The 18,267-nt window shown below is 36.2% G+C and carries 13 protein-coding genes and 1 CRISPR repeat array; of the genes, 10 read left to right on the plus strand and 3 right to left on the minus strand.

The genetic code is table 11. The features are described from left to right. Positions 1-15 precede the first annotated feature (15 nt). The 10 genes from FHR28_RS19610 (at position 16) to cas6f (ending at position 12,829) form a co-directional block, all read left to right on the plus strand. Positions 16-819, plus strand: a complete 804-nt coding sequence (locus FHR28_RS19610) for a molecular chaperone (RefSeq protein WP_166783590.1) — start codon at positions 16-18, stop codon at positions 817-819. Further along, positions 820-3,318 (plus strand): fimbria/pilus outer membrane usher protein, encoded by a 2,499-nt coding sequence (locus tag FHR28_RS19615; RefSeq protein WP_166783342.1) that lies wholly within the window; start codon positions 820-822, stop codon positions 3,316-3,318. Continuing rightward, the gene (locus tag FHR28_RS19620) at positions 3,315-4,334 is read left to right on the plus strand and encodes a spore coat U domain-containing protein (RefSeq protein ID WP_154131041.1); all 1,020 of its coding nucleotides are present in this window, start codon (positions 3,315-3,317) and stop codon (positions 4,332-4,334) included. The genes FHR28_RS19615 and FHR28_RS19620 overlap by 4 nt, the downstream gene beginning before the upstream one ends. A gap of 473 nt (positions 4,335-4,807) precedes the next feature. Next, a complete protein-coding gene (locus FHR28_RS19625) occupies positions 4,808-5,392 on the plus strand; it encodes a recombinase family protein (protein WP_035372130.1) in 585 nt (194 codons plus the stop codon). Continuing rightward, positions 5,393-5,659 (plus strand): hypothetical protein, encoded by a 267-nt coding sequence (locus tag FHR28_RS19630; protein WP_166783343.1) that lies wholly within the window; start codon positions 5,393-5,395, stop codon positions 5,657-5,659. A gap of 632 nt (positions 5,660-6,291) precedes the next feature. Beyond that, positions 6,292-7,257: a type I-F CRISPR-associated endonuclease Cas1f gene (gene cas1f / locus FHR28_RS19635; RefSeq protein WP_166783591.1), complete on the plus strand. Its 966-nt coding sequence runs from the start codon at positions 6,292-6,294 to the stop codon at positions 7,255-7,257. Beyond that, complete coding sequence (locus FHR28_RS19640; protein WP_166783344.1) at positions 7,254-10,208, plus strand: CRISPR-associated endonuclease Cas3''; 2,955 nt, start codon at positions 7,254-7,256, stop codon at positions 10,206-10,208. The genes cas1f and FHR28_RS19640 overlap by 4 nt, the downstream gene beginning before the upstream one ends. A gap of 1 nt (position 10,209) precedes the next feature. Next, complete coding sequence (gene cas7fv / locus FHR28_RS19645; protein ID WP_154130980.1) at positions 10,210-11,199, plus strand: type I-Fv CRISPR-associated protein Cas7fv; 990 nt, start codon at positions 10,210-10,212, stop codon at positions 11,197-11,199. A gap of 12 nt (positions 11,200-11,211) precedes the next feature. Further along, positions 11,212-12,213, plus strand: coding sequence for a type I-Fv CRISPR-associated protein Cas5fv (gene cas5fv, locus FHR28_RS19650; protein WP_154130979.1), 1,002 nt, complete (start codon positions 11,212-11,214; stop codon positions 12,211-12,213). Positions 12,214-12,223: 10 nt separating this feature from the next. Further along, entirely contained in the window at positions 12,224-12,829 is a 606-nt protein-coding gene (gene cas6f, locus FHR28_RS19655; protein ID WP_166783345.1) for a type I-F CRISPR-associated endoribonuclease Cas6/Csy4, read from the plus strand. Positions 12,830-12,960: 131 nt separating this feature from the next. Continuing rightward, positions 12,961-15,753: a CRISPR direct-repeat array (repeat unit 28 nt; unit sequence GTTCACTGCCACATAGGCAGCTTAGAAA). A gap of 39 nt (positions 15,754-15,792) precedes the next feature. Here the strand turns inward: cas6f and FHR28_RS19660 are convergent. The 3 genes from FHR28_RS19660 to FHR28_RS19670 are packed head-to-tail and all read right to left on the minus strand — an operon-like array spanning position 15,793 to position 18,159. Further along, positions 15,793-16,893 (minus strand): type VI immunity family protein, encoded by a 1,101-nt coding sequence (locus FHR28_RS19660; protein ID WP_166783346.1) that lies wholly within the window; start codon positions 16,891-16,893, stop codon positions 15,793-15,795. 17 nt (positions 16,894-16,910) lie between these two features. After that, positions 16,911-17,633, minus strand: coding sequence for a VRR-NUC domain-containing protein (locus FHR28_RS19665; protein WP_166783347.1), 723 nt, complete (start codon positions 17,631-17,633; stop codon positions 16,911-16,913). Further along, complete coding sequence (locus FHR28_RS19670; RefSeq protein ID WP_166783348.1) at positions 17,626-18,159, minus strand: PAAR domain-containing protein; 534 nt, start codon at positions 18,157-18,159, stop codon at positions 17,626-17,628. The genes FHR28_RS19665 and FHR28_RS19670 overlap by 8 nt, the downstream gene beginning before the upstream one ends. Positions 18,160-18,267: the final 108 nt, after the last annotated feature.

An 18,267-nucleotide genomic window follows, 5' to 3' on the forward strand; every position in this document is an offset into this window, starting at 1 on the left:
ATGAGCTTAAATAAAATGAAAATATGGTCGGGCAGAACTTTCTCTGCGGCCGCGATATTGATGGTCACTTCACCGGTATTCGCACAGGCCACTTTTTTAATCTGGCCAATCTATCCAAAAATTGAAGAAAATGAAAAAGCCTCTGCGGTGTGGCTACAAAATACCGGTAATTCTGATGCCATGGTACAGATTCGGGTATTTAAATGGGATCAGAATCATCAACAAGATGCTTATGCGGAGCAAACTGAGGTTATTCCAAGTCCGCCAGTGGCGAAGATTAAGGCGGGTGAAAAGCATATGTTGCGTTTGACTCGCTCAGCTGCTGTACCTGATGCAAAAGAACTTGCCTATCGAATTATTGTCGATGAATTACCGATTAAGCTCAATCCAGAAACGAATAAAGAAACATCAACGGTCAGCTTTCAGATGCGTTATTCCATTCCCTTGTTTAGCTATGGCAAAGGACTTGGCAGTGGTTTAACTGAAGTTTCACAAAAAACCAATGCAAAAAATCCTTTGGCTAAACCGATATTAAGTTGGTGGGTCAAAAATAATGAACAGGGCAAACCTGAACTTTATATTAAAAATACAGGTTCAAAATTTTCGCGGCTTTCAGGAATTAAATTAACCCCGACTTCAGAGCAAATGGCTTTTGGCAAAACCGCCTTTGGTTATGTGCTGGCAAACAGCACCATGAAGTTTGATCTGGACAATAAGTTACTCAACAGCCTGAGTGGTCAAAGTAGTTTGTATGGGGTTGACAGTTCAGGGGTGAAACAGGAATTGATTGAGATTAAAAAAGAAGGAGGGGGAGGATAAATGCGTTATTTATCAGGGTTAAATACACCTTCTTTTTTATGCAAAAGCCTGACATTGATATTGGTTGCGAATATTCCATTGCTGAGCTGCAATGTCTATGCAAATGGTTTACCACCACCACCGCGAGATGTTTCAGAAGTGAATAGCTTATTTAAGCTCTATCTGGACTTGGTGATCAATCAATATTCGACGCGACAAGTGATACCAGTCATTGTCAAAGGAGATCATTACTTTATCCAGCAATCGAAACTGGATGAGCTACAGATTAAGCTGCCTGCGGATGCACTTCAGCAACAGTTAGAAAAAAACCTGACCGATCTGGATGTATTTACTTTAGGCTTTTCGGGCAAGGCTTTGGATTGGGTCAGCCTCAATCAGATTCCCGAATTGAAGTATGAGTACAATTCAGCGCAACAGTATTTTAGTCTAGATCTTCCTGCCAGCTGGATGCCGGTGCAGATACGCGGCTTGGATTCATGGTATCAACCTGAAACAGCGCAGTCGGGTATTGGTTTATTAAATAACTATGACTTTTATACCTACCGCCCAGAGAATGGTGGCTATAGTAGTACATTATTTACAGAACAACGCTTTTTCTCACCTTATGGGGTACTGAGAAATTCAGGGGTTTATAGCAAAACTGATTTTGACTCATCCAATCAGAACAGCGATGGTTATCATCGCTATGACACCACTTGGCAATATGATGATCCGGTCAGTGTGATTTCATTTTTAGCAGGCGATGTGATTACAGGAAGTAAAAACGCTTGGGGAAGCTCAGTGCGTTTAGGGGGATTACAGTTACAACGTAATTTTGGCACCCGTCCAGATTTGATTACCTATCCTTTACCCCAGTTTAAAGGACAAGCGGCCTTACCGAGTACCGTGGACTTATTGATTAACGGACAGAAAGCCAATTCAACCGATGTGCAATCTGGTCCTTTTATTCTGAATAATGTTCCGTTTGTTAATGGTAAAGGCGAGGCGGTGATTGTCACCACAGACAGTGTTGGCCGTCAGGTGGCAACCTCAGTGCCGTTTTATATTTCGAATACTTTGCTTAAACCGGGGTTATTGGATTATTCCGTGTCTATGGGGCAGATCCGAGAAGATTATGGGATTAAGAACTTTGAATATGGCAAATTTGCCAGTTCAGCGGATGCGCGTTACGGGATTAACGATTGGCTCACGGCTGAAGGACGGGTTGAACTCTCTGATTCAATTCAGTTGGCTGGATTGGGGTCAGTGCTTAAGCTGAATCAGTTTGGGGTATTAAGTGGTTCGGCAACTCAAAGTCGGGCAGATCGTGAATTTAATCGGATCAATAGCCAAAATCTCAAGGGAAATCAATATACTTTAGGCTATAGCTATAACCAGCAACGCTTTGGATTTAGTCTCAATCATACCCAACGTGATCAGGATTATTATGATCTTTCACGCTTGCAATATAGCAATTTGGTCTCAGCCAACAATCATAAAAGTTCGGTTGCCAACACGTATTTTGCCACAGATAAATCAGGGACTTTTGGGGTGGCCTATATCCTGACCAAGAACCGCGACATTAAAAATAAACTGATGAATCTGTCGTGGGCACCGATACTCCCGTCTTATATGCGTGGTGCAACGGTGTCATTAAGTGCCAATCGGGATTTTGTGGAAAAAGAGTGGAATGCAGCATTTCAGTTATCGGTTCCATTTTCCAAAAGCAGATCCACTGCCAGTCTAGGTTATAGCCAACAATCCAGTGGTGATTATGCTTATATCAACTATAACCGTAGTGCACCGTTGGCAGGTGGTGTTGGTGTTGATTTAAGTCGACGTTTTAATGAAAACAGCGATGACTTTAATCAGGCACGTGTCAGCTACCGTAACCAATATTTTAATACCGATGTCGGCATGTCGGGTGCCAATGACTACAACTATTGGTTTGGACTGTCAGGTTCGGTGGTGTTGATGTCAGGCAATGTTTTCGTTGCCAATCGACTGGGTGAATCTTTTGCCTTAATTGATACCAATAAAGTTGCAGATGTTCCAGTGCATTATGAAAACAGCTTGGTGGGGCGGAGTAACGCCAAGGGCTATGTGTTTGTACCGTCAGTGACGCCTTATTACGCGGCTAAATACAGTATTAACCCGATCGATTTACCCTCTAACTTTAATGCAACCCAAGTTGAAAATCGGATTGCGGCAAAACGAGGCTCAGGTGTGGTGATAGGCTTCCCAATCAAACAGTCTTATGCGGCAAATGTGTATTTGGTGCAAAGCAATGGGCAAGCGGTTCCAGTGGGTGCGGTGGTACATCGTGCGGATCAAGAATCGAGTTATGTGGGAATGGACGGGATTGCTTATCTTGAAGATCTCGGTGCAGAAAATAGCATTCGAGTGCAACTGCAAGATCAGAGCGTATGTGAAGCAAACTTTTCATTGGATTTAAAACAAGCGCAACAACAGATTGCAGTGATTAAGTCGGTTGTTTGTCGTGAGGTGGCTCAACCATGATTACTTTAAAAAAAATAATACCCGCGAGTCTATTATTCTCTGGGTTAATATTGATCACAGCTCAGAATCAAGCTGCTTGTGTTATTACCTCAAGTGGTAATGTGACGATGGGTACGATTTCGTCTATGACATTGGCGGAGCAAGGGACGCAATCTAATCAGTTTAGTGCGGGTTTAAGGTGTGAAGGGTTTAGTTTGGCTGCTTTAAATACCACTTATTTGATGTATCGGGTCGATCAGATACCAGTAAACTATACAAATAGTGGAACTGGTGAAAGTCTCACAGTGAGTTATCTGGACACCAATAATAAAGCAATTGGTGTTGGTAAAGAAATTGATATGAGTACTTTTTCACTTCTTAACTTCTTTACTGGGCCTAATGGTGCATTACCATTTTATGCCAAAATTAATCCAGGGCAAAATGTTTCTCCAGGGAGATATACAGCGGACAAATCCTTTAAAGTCAAATGGTATTATTCTGTACCTGAGCTTGCATTTGTGGGGATAGGGAGCTTTTTTGAAAGCCCAGGTTTTAGACGTCCAGGTTTATTTACAGATCAAAATTGGGGCACAGGGAGTGATGCAAACTTGAACTTATATATTGACGTTTCAGCAGATTGTCGTATTTCTACCAATGCGGTTAATTTTGGAACATCGCCTTTTGCAGATGTCTTTACACCAGTTCAAACTTCTCTAGGCGTACGTTGCTCAGTATATACACCTTATCATGTCAGTTTAAATAATGGTCTCTATCCACAAAGTGGTAATCAACGTGCAATGAAATCTGAAACGGGTAACAATTATTTGAGTTATGAGATTTATAAAAATGCAACGACGGAACGTTGGGGCAGTATCGGCAATGAACGCTGGTCAAGTCTCGAGGCGACAACGAACCCAGGTCAGCATAATACCAATCAACAGGGTTTTGCCTTTACTGCAAAAGTTCTGGACACTAATTCACCAAGTCTGCCTGCTGGTAATTATTCAGACACAATAACGGTAAATGTTGAGTTTTAACGATATAAAGCCATGATAATGATTTTATCATGGCTTTATTAAATGATAATTTTATAGTTTATTTTTTTATCGATATTAAATAAAAACTCTCTTTAATTATGTTTTTTTATAAAAATATGCGAACCTTTTGCCTTATTAAAACCCATTCTTAAAATTCATTATTATACATATACAAGTGTATTTTATTATTTATTATACATTTTTTATGTGAAATATCTCAAGATTAAAATAGTTTGTATGGATGTTTAAAGATGTTGGCATTGGCATAATATTTGTTTTTTTTTGTTTTTTGACTATTCTTTTATGGTCTTAATTCGTGTTTTAATTTTCAATTAAAATATGGATTTTAATAATTATTTATTATAAGGGTGGGTAATTGTTTCTCTATGTTTTAAATCATTTATATGTTTTATACATATTTGTTTTTCTAAAGAATACTGAATATAAATGTTATTATTTGAAGAGGGCTTATTGTGCGGACTTATGCATACTTCAGGATTGATGGATTCTCAATGGATGAATTTAATTATGCTGACTATATTCTTGGGTATGGTTATGAAATACCGAAAAATAGGCTTGTATTTGAACAGGTGAAAATAGGTATACCCCTAGAATTTAGGCATAAACTTATTAACTTAATTAACTATACATTGGAAAGCGGAGATCTTTTATTAATAGATGGAATAGATTCTTTGGGAAGTGATTTCAAAGAAATATATTCGAGTGTCAATTTTATTTTTAAAAAAGGAATTCGCTTAGTCTGTTTGGAATTTTCAAAGAAAGAAATTAAAGGAGACATAAAAAAGATTTTTTTTCATTTTCTAAAAATCTGTTCTGATTTCGATGGAAAACTTCAATCGAATAGAAAGATTGGTAATAAAAATATAAACAAAGTAGGTCGACCAGAAATTTTGAATAAGGCCCAGAAAGATGAAGTTTTAGAAAAGTTTAAAAACGGGCAAAGTGTCTATTCTTTAGCTAAGCAGTATTCGGTTACAAGAACAGTCATTCAAAGACTACTTTCAAAATCATCAGACCATGCTATTGGTGAGGATTAAATGAATATGAACGTTAAAATGAATAACAAAGCTAAAACAAGTAGATTGGTTGTTGCAAAACAAATGAGCAATCTGGATAAGATATTCGTTGTTCAACTCAAATATTATCTAAATAATAAGTTGAGAGTTATTGATGACGCCAATGAAATTGAGATTAGCTCTGTAAACGGATTGATTGATTATGAAATTTACAAAATCGAACATGAGGAAAAGAAAATCATTTTTTTATATGGTTCTAGTCCATATGTTATAGATTTAAAAAATTAATTTTTTAATTAATCTTTTAGATATGAAAAGTTAAGCACTTTTAAGTTTGATGTTGTGGTTAATTGTTTTAAAATTTATTCTGATTTTTTATAACAGTAAGACAATAATATTTAAAATATTTGCTAATAAATATTTTGGATTTTTAAATTAAATTTAGGATATTTGTGTTTTTGATAAAAACTTTTTAAAATTAAGTTGTAGTGTTATTTAAGATGTAAATCTTTTATTTTTTTGTATAAAATGGTTGTTTTTTTTAAATTTTAAATTGGTTTAATTTAATGTAAATAGAATCAATTGGAAAAATTATTGTTAAAATAGATTGGATTTATATCTAAATGATATTTTAAACATCAGAACGCTAAAGGTGCTTAACTTTAAATTATAGTGTTTTTTTTATTCTGTGTTTTATTGAAAAGTGATAAAAATCATTTTAAAGATGTTGGTGTTGAGCCATTGGTAAAGTATTAAAATAACGCATGATTTTTTTAAATTGGTTGGGTCGGGAGTGTAAGTAAATAGAATGGTGCTTATTAAAAAACGACACAAAATGTCGTTTAAAATAAAAAATAGGTTGGAGATATTGAGACTTTCAATTAAATTGTTTTTATAAAAACTTTATGACCACTAATAATATGGAACAACTTAACCCATCAGACTTAAAAGCTATTCTACATTCAAAAAGAGCCAATCTCTATTATTTAGAACATGCACGGGTGATGCAAAAAGATGGCCGTGTTTTATATCTAACCGAAGCCAAAACTGAAAATCAGTATTGGAATATTCCTATTGCCAATACGACCGTAATTTTGTTGGGAACTGGAACGTCGATCACTCAGGCTGCAATGCGGATGCTCTGTAGTGCAGGTGTTTTGGTCGGTTTTTGTGGCGGTGGGGGTACACCTTTATTTTCAGGCAGTGAAGTGGAGTGGTTAACGCCACAAAGTGAATATCGTCCAACTGAATATATGCAAGGCTGGATGAGCTTTTGGTTTGATGAAAAGAAGCGTTTAGATGTGGCTAAACAGTTTCAGCTTGCGCGGGTTGAATATATTCGTAAAGTTTGGGCAAAAGATCGGGACTTACAAGCAGAAGGATTTTACTTAGATGATCAGGATATTCAGCAGGCTTTAAGTGGTTTTGAAAAGAAGATTCCTAATATGACCAAAGTTGGCGATTTACTTCTTGCAGAAGCTCAGACCACAAAGCAGCTTTATAAAATCGCTGCAACACGTTGTAAACTCAAATTTGAACGAAATGCTGAATATGGTGATTTAGCCAATGACTTCCTCAATCATGGTAATTATTTGGCCTATGGTTTAGCTGCAACCACACTTTGGGTCTTAGGCATTAGTCATTCATTTGCAGTCATGCATGGTAAAACTCGGCGTGGTGCTTTGGTTTTTGATATCGCTGATTTAATTAAGGATGCTGTGGTATTGCCATGGGCATTTATTTGTGCCAAAGAAGGTTTTAAGGAGCAAGACTTTAGAGCCTTGTTATTGCAGAAATTCACCGAGCATAAATGTCTTGATTGGATGTTTGATCAGGTGAAATTACAAGCTTGCAGAAATCATGATGAAAAGGATCAAGCATTATGATTGTAACCTTCATTTCCCAATGCGAAAAGAAAGCACTGTCTCGAACGCGTCGTGTATTGGATGCATTTGCCGACCGAATTGGTGATAACACTTGGCAAACGGTGATTACTGAAGATGGTTTAATTGCAGTTAAAAAGCTACTTAGAAAAACAGTCACAAAAAATACAGCGGTGTCTTGCCATTGGATTCGAGGGCGACGCCGAAGTGAGTTACTGTGGATTGTTGGGAATAGAAATAAGTTTAATAGTGAAGGCATAGTGCCTGTGAATAGTACACAAAAAGAAGTGTTTATGGATGTCATGACAATGAAAGCGAAGAAAGACGAGTTTTATGCAAACACACATTTACAGCCACTTGCAGAGCATTCATTTGCGATAGGGTATTTAGCACAACAATTATTTAAAAAAGTTGTTGAGAATGAAGAGTATGAGAATTTATCTAAAGTGGCTTTTCTGGCAGGGTGTCTACATGACGTCGGTAAATTAGATCCACTTTTTCAAGATTGGGTTAAGAAAGAAAAACAAAAAGCCCCTGAAGATGATGGACAACATATTGATGTCAAATTTACCTTTGATAAGCATCCTCGTCATAATGAAGTTTCATTATTAATTTTTAATTTTTTGGAACAGCAATGTAAGAACTTAAATAATCGACAAAAAGAAAGTCTACAGCATGTTCTGTATTGGCATCATGCTAAACCATATCGTCAAAATGATGATTTTTCAGGTGTTTATAAAGTTTATGAATATTTGATTAAGAATATTAATGTCGAACAGTTTTCTACTCTGATTAAAAATAGTACCAATTTAATTAAACGTATAAATGGAGTTGCTAAGCATTTTCAATCAACAGATTTGCTTGAGCAACATTTTCCTTGGAGTAGTGAAGATTTAGCAGTGCTTATAGAAAATTTTGAATATCAGTTTAAGAGTAGAAATTTTCCAGATTTTAAATCATACACAAATACTGATTCTACAGAAATTTTAAGTGGGAAAATTCAGGTTAATGCACAACATAATTTATTACGTGCTTGTGTTATTAGCGCAGATCGTTTGGTTTCTAAACAAACTGCACAAGATTTGATGGATTATATTGCTGAAAACCGTTTAGATGAATTATTGGATGATCAGGAAATCTTATCAAATTTAGATGAGCATTTAAAAAGTGTTGCTCATAAATTTCCTGATAGTGATAGAACGCAAAAGCAAAATGAAATCGCTCAGCAGCTTGCAGATTTACGTGATATTGCTGTGCTTGCGGGACCAGCTGGTTGTGGTAAAACTAGAATTGCTTTGGAATGGGCAAAACTAAAACAAGCTAAAAAAATTATTTGGGTTTGCCCGCGAGTTCAAGTCTGTCAAGGGATTTTTGAAGAACTGGTACAGGATTATTTACCTGATGCAAAAGTAGAAATTTTGACGGGTGAATTTAAGTATTTGCATGAAAATGGAAAAATTAGAAATGAGCCTGAACCATTTTCAGGAGATGTTGTAGTCACTACAATTGATCAAATTTTAGGTTCAATTGTGACGCATAGCAATGTAAACAGCTTACTACCGTTTATGGATGCTCATGTAGTATTTGATGAATACCATGAATACATTGGTATGGAAATTTTTAATATTTTATTTGCTGAACTCATTGCAAATAAAAATATGCGTAAATGCTATGAAAAAAATACCTTATTGGTTTCTGCAACTCCACATTACTATTATTTAGAACAAGTCTTAGGTGTTCATAAAGATGATGTGATTGAAATGTCATCTTTTAATAACAGTCAGTACCAGATTGAATTTATTGAATATGATGAATCTATTACAGAGGGAAATCCCTTTTATCAAAGGTTTGATGATCAAACTTTTATTATTTCAAATACAGCTCAAACAGCACAACTTGGCTTTATTTATCAAAAAGATTATGAAAATAGTGTGCTTTTTCATTCCAAATATAAACGTAGTGATAAAAAGAAATGGTTTGAAGAGGTTTTTGATTCTTTTAAAAAGAATGGAACAACCAAGTATGCTGTTTTAAGAAGTGGTCCGATTGTTCAGGCTTCTTTAAATATCACTAGTAAACATATGTTGAGTGAAATGACTTCACCTGAAAATATGTTACAGCGTTTAGGACGTTTGGATCGTTTTGGTGAAAATCATGATGTGAATGTATTGCAAGTGGCAATTACTGAAAATGTGAAAAATGGTAGTTGTAAAGGCTCATCAGCATTTTTTTTAAATCAATTGAATAGTTTGCAAATGACAAAAGCATGGTATGGCTTCTTACAAGATCGATTAAATGGAAAAGTCTTTAAGATTGCTGAGTTATATTCACTGTATAGAGAATTTTATGCACAACAAGATCAAATGAAGGAAAAGTCAGCTGTAGTACAAGATATGGATAAAGCTTTAAAGAAAAGTATTGATTTGATTAATAAAAAAGTTACAGAGCCAACTAAGGTCATAAAGACCAAAACAGCTGAAAGAAAATCTAAAATCAGCAAGAACTCATTACGTGGTGATAGTCGTTTTGTACAGTTGGCTGTATTGAATTTAAATGATTTTAATCATCCCATTTTTGAAAATGAATATGCCTACCAACCGCCTTTGGATGATACAACCGAATACGATAATTTGACTGAATCTTTAACTATGATCAAAGACTCAGGACTAATTAATTATATTGCGCAAAAGCACGGTAATGTTGATCCAACTCATCACGTGAAAAGAATTCCTGATAAAAAACAACAAGCAAGATGTGCTATATTGGAAAATTATGCACGGGATGCAGATTACCCACTGTATTTAAGTTATATCGAAGATGATTTAAACAAGATTGGTGGGACAGGTTTTCGATATCCTGAAGCTATTTATTATGCAACAAGTGACAAACAGCCAATCGGCTCAATTTCATTAGATAAACTGAACTTTTTAACAACAAAACAAGAGGGAAAATAACATGACTAAAGTAACTGGTGTAAAAAGTGTAGATTTTAAAATCACTGCTTATGGTTATGGCGTAGTCAATTGGAACGGACCTACATCATTAACAGGTAATGATGGAAAGACCGTAGATAATCATACTTTACCTAAATTACGTGGGTTCAGTAATTTGTCTGGGAAGATTAAAGAAGAAACAGGCTATAAATATCGTAAAGAAGCTTCTGATATAAATTTTGATGAAAATCCATTGTATATCAGTCAAAACTGTATTCGTCATCATCTTTTCCGTGATCAATCTTATGATTTGCATTATGCAAAAGATAAAAATTTAATTGATGTTGTAGCATCAATTACTGGATTGATACGAGGGTATGTTGTGCCATCTAGCCAATGTAAGCGTACAAGCCCTTTATTGATTACTGATTTTATTGACAAATTAGGTAATGGAAATTTTGAACAATTATCTAATGCAAGTTCAAGTGAAGAAATTATACAAGCTGATGGGACTAAATCGTATAAGCGTGGTGAAAATTCAATTTTCTCCAAAACAACTTTTGGCGATACTCAATACGAAGCATTTGGTTCAATTAGCATTGAGCAACTTCAATTTATTTCTTTAGATAAAAAATTTGATCGTGCATCAATGATTATTAAAGAAGGTGAAGGGGAAAAAATTGCTGAAAAAGTTCAACAATTTATTAAGAGTTTAGATCCATCTAAAGAGCCAAAAGCAATTTTTCATAGTAATTATGTTCGTAAGGGTACAATTTTTAATGAGGGTGAAGTTGGAATTTTATTGGACAACACCGCGATTGATATTTTGGTCAAAGAAACTTTAAACATGCTTGAAGATTTAGTGATTAAACAAGCCAAAGGCTATATGTGCGTAGACACGGTTGAAGTAGATTATAACGATAAGAATAAAATGATGCGTATCAAACGTCGCCCTGATCAAGCGAATCCTGAACCTCAAAGTGATTATGCTGTTTATTTTGAAGCACAATGATGAGGTGATTTTATGCAAATCATTATTGAATATGAATCCTCCTGGCGTAATTCATTTTTGGATGGAGAGGATAATACTGTTAAAAGAAACTTTATTGGTTCTATGACTGCATTGAATGATAAAAAAGCAGAGAACTATAAGTCTAGAAGTATCACTAAAAATACCGTGATGGGGATATTGAATAGGCTCATTGGAGATCAGCGAAAATTATACGATGCAAGAAGTCGTGATGATTATTATTTTAAAAGTATTGAAGAAGTTTTACAGGATAGTGATATCCATGATGAATTCATACTAAGTCAGGAAGTCGTTTATTTAAGAAATATTTCTGGGAGTACAGATCAGAATTCTTTTACAGGGATGATTAAGTTAAGTGATCCTTGGCTTAGTGTGAATTATGCAAAAGAGTTTTGGAATGTGTTGTGGATGAATTTAGAGGAATTGTTTCAATTTATCCAAGACAAAAATATTGAATCGAAAATAGACCCTATTCTAGATCCATTAAGTATTTTGCAAAGATTAGAAGAGGTGAAAAAAATTAAAGTTGCTGTTACTGACGAAATAAATCAAGTAGCAGAAATTTTATCTAGCCGATATCCAAACTTTGCATTAAAAGAGTCAGCCAATAAAGTTAGTGTACTTCCATTATATTGTTCAGCTTTATATTTAAAATTAGATAAATTGACTGAGCAGCATGATACAACTGCTATCAGAGCATCGAGAGGCGGGTTGACAGGCATTTCTCATAATGGTTTTACACCCAAAAATTTAATGGAAAGATTCACGACTGGACAACAAAAAATAGTTTGGGGAAATCCCTATATCAATTCCAAATTCGTAAAAGGTGAGGGCGAAATTAAACAACTCCTTCACAAAGCAAGTGGAAAACTTACAATCAACCTAAATATTTCTAAAGAGCAAGCTAGAGATTTAGAAGAAAAAATTGAAAATGCAGGCGTATCTTCATTTTATCTAGGGAAAAAAGGACTTGCCTATGTTACAGATATTCGATGAGGTCATTTAAATGAAACGTTATATTGAAGTGACATTAATGAAAAATGATGACTTTTCACCTTTTGAGTTATGGTCACGTATCTATGTCCAGCTGCATATCGCATTTGCTGAAATGAAAGATGCGAATAATAAAGTGAATGTTGGTATTTCATTTCCACAATATCGTTTTAATCAGCAAAAAGGTATTGGTTTTTTAGGTGAAAAACTTCGTCTTTTTGCTGAATCTGAAGATGATTTAAAAAAGCTTGATATACCAAAGTGGCTTGAGCGTTTGGTTGATTATATTCATATCAGTTCTATTAAAGAAGTGCCTGAAAGTAAAATTACTGGTTATGCAATTTATAAACGTAAACAAGTTAAAACCAACGCTGAGCGTTTGGCACGCCATCGAATGAAAAGAGGGGATATAGGCTTTGACGAAGCATTGAATCGTTATCGCCAAGTGGTGACAACAACTGATTTGCCTTATGTACAGATGCTAAGTTTAAGTACATCGAATGAACAAGATAAAAAGCGTTTTAAGCTATTTATAGAAAAGCAAATCACTGAAAAATCTGAAATTCAGGTTTTTAGTACATATGGGTTAAGTTCTGTGTCTACAGTACCTGAGTTTTAACCCAATATTTTTTCACTCTTTAACAGTTTAATAAAATCAATAAGTTATGATTGTGGGTTAAAACTTTGGTCTTTTATAGGTTTTTAGTCTTAACTCACTGTTATAACTTTATTTTTTGTTTTAAAATTATAGTTCACTGCCACATAGGCAGCTTAGAAAATATGATTTGTGAGGATGATGGCAATTGGGAGGTTCACTGCCACATAGGCAGCTTAGAAAATACGAATAAGGGCATCAATATCTAGGAATATGTTCACTGCCACATAGGCAGCTTAGAAATGATGTCTGAGACAGTAAATCTAAAGCTGTTTGTTCACTGCCACATAGGCAGCTTAGAAAAACTTTATTAATGATGAATCTGAGCACGTTATTGTTCACTGCCACATAGGCAGCTTAGAAAAGTAATCAATTGATACTGAAAATCGTGAGACGGTTCACTGCCACATAGGCAGCTTAGAAATTCCAGTCATCACCCTTGTCCAAACAAAAGATGTTCACTGCCACATAGGCAGCTTAGAAATGAAGCTAAAACTAATCTTCTAATCTCATCATGTTCACTGCCACATAGGCAGCTTAGAAATGTCCACTTTTTAACTGTAATTTCAGGTATAGGTTCACTGCCACATAGGCAGCTTAGAAATAAAGGGTGGCAAACGCAGTCGAAGCCTGTTGGTTCACTGCCACATAGGCAGCTTAGAAATCCACAATCTCTCTCATCTGCTCAATAGTCAGGTTCACTGCCACATAGGCAGCTTAGAAATATCTTGTCTTTTTGCATCCAAATCAAAGAAAGTTCACTGCCACATAGGCAGCTTAGAAAAAATCAAAACAGAACTTCTTGAAGCCTTAAAAGTTCACTGCCACATAGGCAGCTTAGAAATACAAGAACGTTTAAATCTTGATTTGCATAGCGTTCACTGCCACATAGGCAGCTTAGAAATTTGATTGCGCTTTCATTGATTGAGTAATCAAGTTCACTGCCACATAGGCAGCTTAGAAATGATCAAACACTTGTCTATGATTCAGCAGCAAGTTCACTGCCACATAGGCAGCTTAGAAAAATAGTTACCGTACTTGTAAGACCGCATAAAGGTTCACTGCCACATAGGCAGCTTAGAAATTGAACAGAACGGATTTGCTGAATGGCGAGACGTTCACTGCCACATAGGCAGCTTAGAAAGATGTTAGTTGGCTGGATACGGTAGCCAGATGGTTCACTGCCACATAGGCAGCTTAGAAATCTACAGGCTCATGCTTAATGTATTCGTCTGCGTTCACTGCCACATAGGCAGCTTAGAAAGATCAAATAGCTTGACTGCTACAGCTTCACCTGTTCACTGCCACATAGGCAGCTTAGAAAGTATTATGCTTAACGCTGGATATGGTGATGATGTTCACTGCCACATAGGCAGCTTAGAAAATTCTTAGTGATGTACTTGTATAGAAGTAAGGAGTTCACTGCCACATAGGCAGCTTAGAAAAAATAAAAAACTACCACACGTTGCACCAGGCAGTTCACTGCCACATAGGCAGCTTAGAAAAGCTGATCAGCCTTGTTTTGATCAATGTTGTCGTTCACTGCCACATAGGCAGCTTAGAAAATATAATTCGATTAGTTTTGAAGCTAATTTAGGTTCACTGCCACATAGGCAGCTTAGAAAATGATAGAACCGTCTTTATTTTGCACTACACCGTTCACTGCCACATAGGCAGCTTAGAAAAGTGGTTGGTGCTATATCTAGCTCTAATGAGGGTTCACTGCCACATAGGCAGCTTAGAAAGTTATAAATATGGGATCATCAGGACTAAGCAAGTTCACTGCCACATAGGCAGCTTAGAAATCTATACGAAGCACCACCGAGAGTAAACATCCCGTTCACTGCCACATAGGCAGCTTAGAAATTGTTTTGATCAATGTTGTCTTTAAGACCTTTGTTCACTGCCACATAGGCAGCTTAGAAATAACTAAAACTGAGGTGGCTTAAAAATGGAAAGTTCACTGCCACATAGGCAGCTTAGAAAACATCGAAGGTTGATTATCTTTAGAGTAATAAGTTCACTGCCACATAGGCAGCTTAGAAAAAAAGGGAAAAACGAAAGTTATGATTTTAAGTGTTCACTGCCACATAGGCAGCTTAGAAAATAGTACTTTTTATTATGGGTTATATTTTTGTGTTCACTGCCACATAGGCAGCTTAGAAATCAATGTATCCACGCTTCTGATGATCAGCACAGTTCACTGCCACATAGGCAGCTTAGAAAATTTGAGCAAGCATTGCGTGAATGGGGCAACAGTTCACTGCCACATAGGCAGCTTAGAAAAAAACATCAGTATCTACGAGCGCTTTTACTGAGTTCACTGCCACATAGGCAGCTTAGAAATCTGATAAATTTTCAAGTGATGCAGACTTTGCAGTTCACTGCCACATAGGCAGCTTAGAAAATTCATAAAGTTTGTTATTTTCTATTTTTGAAGTTCACTGCCACATAGGCAGCTTAGAAAAACTCTTCAGCGTAATTTTTCTATAAATGAAAGTTCACTGCCACATAGGCAGCTTAGAAAAAACATTTAAAGACTGAGGATCCGGATTTTACGTTCACTGCCACATAGGCAGCTTAGAAAAGATTAGCTGTTGACAAGACGATCTTCGGTTTGTTCACTGCCACATAGGCAGCTTAGAAATGCTGCATGTGCATTGGTAAATGAATTAAAATGTTCACTGCCACATAGGCAGCTTAGAAAAATTTCCTAAAGTTGTGTATGAGCCAGCACCTGTTCACTGCCACATAGGCAGCTTAGAAATGACGCAAACTTCTGCAAATTTGGATCAGACATGTTCACTGCCGCATAGGCAGCTTAGAAAGTCTGGAATGACAACAGAAGCGCTCCAAGTAAGTTCACTGCCGCATAGGCAGCTTAGAAATTCGTAAAGGTTCAAAAGTTTACATTGATGGGGCTTTTTTTAATTCCAATTTATTCGTTTTTCAGGAAAAGCGTATACTGAGCTTAACTTAGGTTCGGTTTGTAATTTACCGAAATACTCAAGCTTTTGTTCATCCTCAATATCAAAGCGTTTCATCCATGCTTCAGCTCGATAACCTTTCAGTAAAGGATTCTGCTCAGTATCGTAGTTACCACGATGTAAGGTCTGAATTTTACTTATTCGTAAAGACTTTAAAATGCGGTTTAATAACACATAAGGTGCTGGTAGAGCATCTTCCTCTATAGAACCACTTAGAGGCTTTGTTCCAGCTTGTATAATCACACCTGAACCATAGTCATATCCTATAAACCAGTTCATCGGCAATTCACTATTTAAAGCTTCTTCGTTCTTAATTTTATTAAACCATTCATAATTGATCGCTGTAAGCCAACTGACAGTTTTGATGCCATTTATTAACTTATTTGAATCTAAATATGGATTACCAACATCCATTGCCCATAATTTACGTGATAAAAATGCTTCTGTCGGTTCATTTTTATCACTTCTAATCTGAGAAATAATACAGGCGTATCCAGCATATCCGTGATTTGCTTTTAAACGGTCAGCACATTTGATAAATAGATCAATAAATAATTTACTATTTTTTTCAACCCAATCTATTGGCATAGAAAATGTTAAGACACTTTGATATGTTCCTGTTTCTACTTTCCACTTACTCATTCCTCCAACATTAAACTCCCAAGCACCAGTAGCAAATTTCTCCTTTCCACTTGTATAAAGCAAGTTAAAGGCTTTCATTTGACTATAACTATTTAAAATGTCTCTAATAGGTTTAGTTTTATTATATTCAGATGTAGGTTTTTCACTTTTGGGTGGTTCATCTTGCCATAGCCATGTTAAGTGATCTTTTGCATAGTTCTGGTATTCCTCAAAACATAGGGCAATAGCTTCTCGCATTTCGTCACTGTACCCTTCTTTAAAATGCAATACAGCACGAATAGCGGGAATAGCGCCAACATAGTCCTCTGGTGCTGGGTCTACCAATAGACTTCCCCCTAATGCTCCCTTTTGCTGTTTTTCAGCCCAAGCTACATAAGCTTCTTTAGTTTTTAAGTACATATCATTTCCTTTACTTATTACCAAGCTGGTACAGGGAATCTAGGCGAAGGTGTCTTGCCTTTAGAAATAATGTATAAAATTGCTCCAGCAATTCCAGCGGCCCATGCTCCAGCCGTTGAGAGTTCTGTAGCATTTCCATTTTCTTCATCACTACCGCATTCACATTCTTTAGGATCAAGTTTTATAACTTTACTTGCACTGCCTGCAATTGTTGCATAATCTGCTTGTTGTGTTTTGCTAAACTCATCATCACCAAACTTAATCTCAACAACATTTTTAATATTATCTTGTGTTGGAGGTTTTGTTGGATCTTTAACAATAATAACATCGGGTCTACGAATCATTCCTTCACCTGCCTCGTAAGAATAGCCCTTATCATTTTCCCAATATTTTTTTATCCAGCCCCAAATAGATTCATGAGCTTTCGTTAAAATATTTTTATCCATGATTGGCTCAGGTGGTGTTTTGTGCATATCGTATGAAATTTCAGGCTTCCATGGGCTTCGATGCCCCAAAAATTTATCTAGTTCATTTAAACGCTCAGAAACACATGATTGATATAAGTTTTGTCCAGATTTTCCCTTTTTGGGATTACTATTACAATAACAAATAGCCTTGCAGAGAACTTCCTTATCTTGTGGATCTAATTTATCCTCACTAGCTATAGCGACCACTTTAATTGTGGGGTTTTGAGCTGGTGTCGTTGTGAGTGTTCCTAGAGGTTTTCCTTGATCAGCCATTGTCTAATTCATCCACTAAATTGAGGTGAATCTCTTCTTCGGAAGGCGTATAAATCCAATCAGTAAAACCTTGATCATCACTTGCATAAATTGTACTTGTACCATTCCCTAGCGTGACACGGACTCTACGATTAGCTATTGGATCGCCTGTGTTTTGGTCGACTAATTGAAAACGACCTGAATGGTCTTTTGGTGGTGGAACAGTTTCTTCCCCCTCATCATTTGGATTGCCAATCAATTGAGAGCCAAAAGGTGAACAGGGTTCAACAACAACCTGAAATGAACTAGGTAGTAGTTTTGCACCGCATGCGGTTTTCATTCCAGCTAAAGCAACAGGAATATCACTGGGCAGAGTAAAATTTTCAGCTCCTTCAGATATTGGGAAAAGCCCTTTACATTTTGGACAAGCAACCATATAGCCTTTGCCAGCCATCCCAATCCCATTGACGGACATTGTAGGATGCCCTTGCATCACCACACCACCATGATCTGTTTTACAACCTTGAACAATAACTGCTTGGGTCATATTTATTCTCTTATTATGTAGATTTTATGAAAACTCTTTATATAAAAACACACAAAATTAATATACCTTAATTATTGGTGATGGACAAAGTATCAACCTTGCTAAACT

It is taken from the genome of Acinetobacter sp. BIGb0196, from assembly GCF_011759595.1.
GTDB classification, from domain to species: Bacteria; Pseudomonadota; Gammaproteobacteria; order Pseudomonadales; family Moraxellaceae; genus Acinetobacter; species Acinetobacter guillouiae.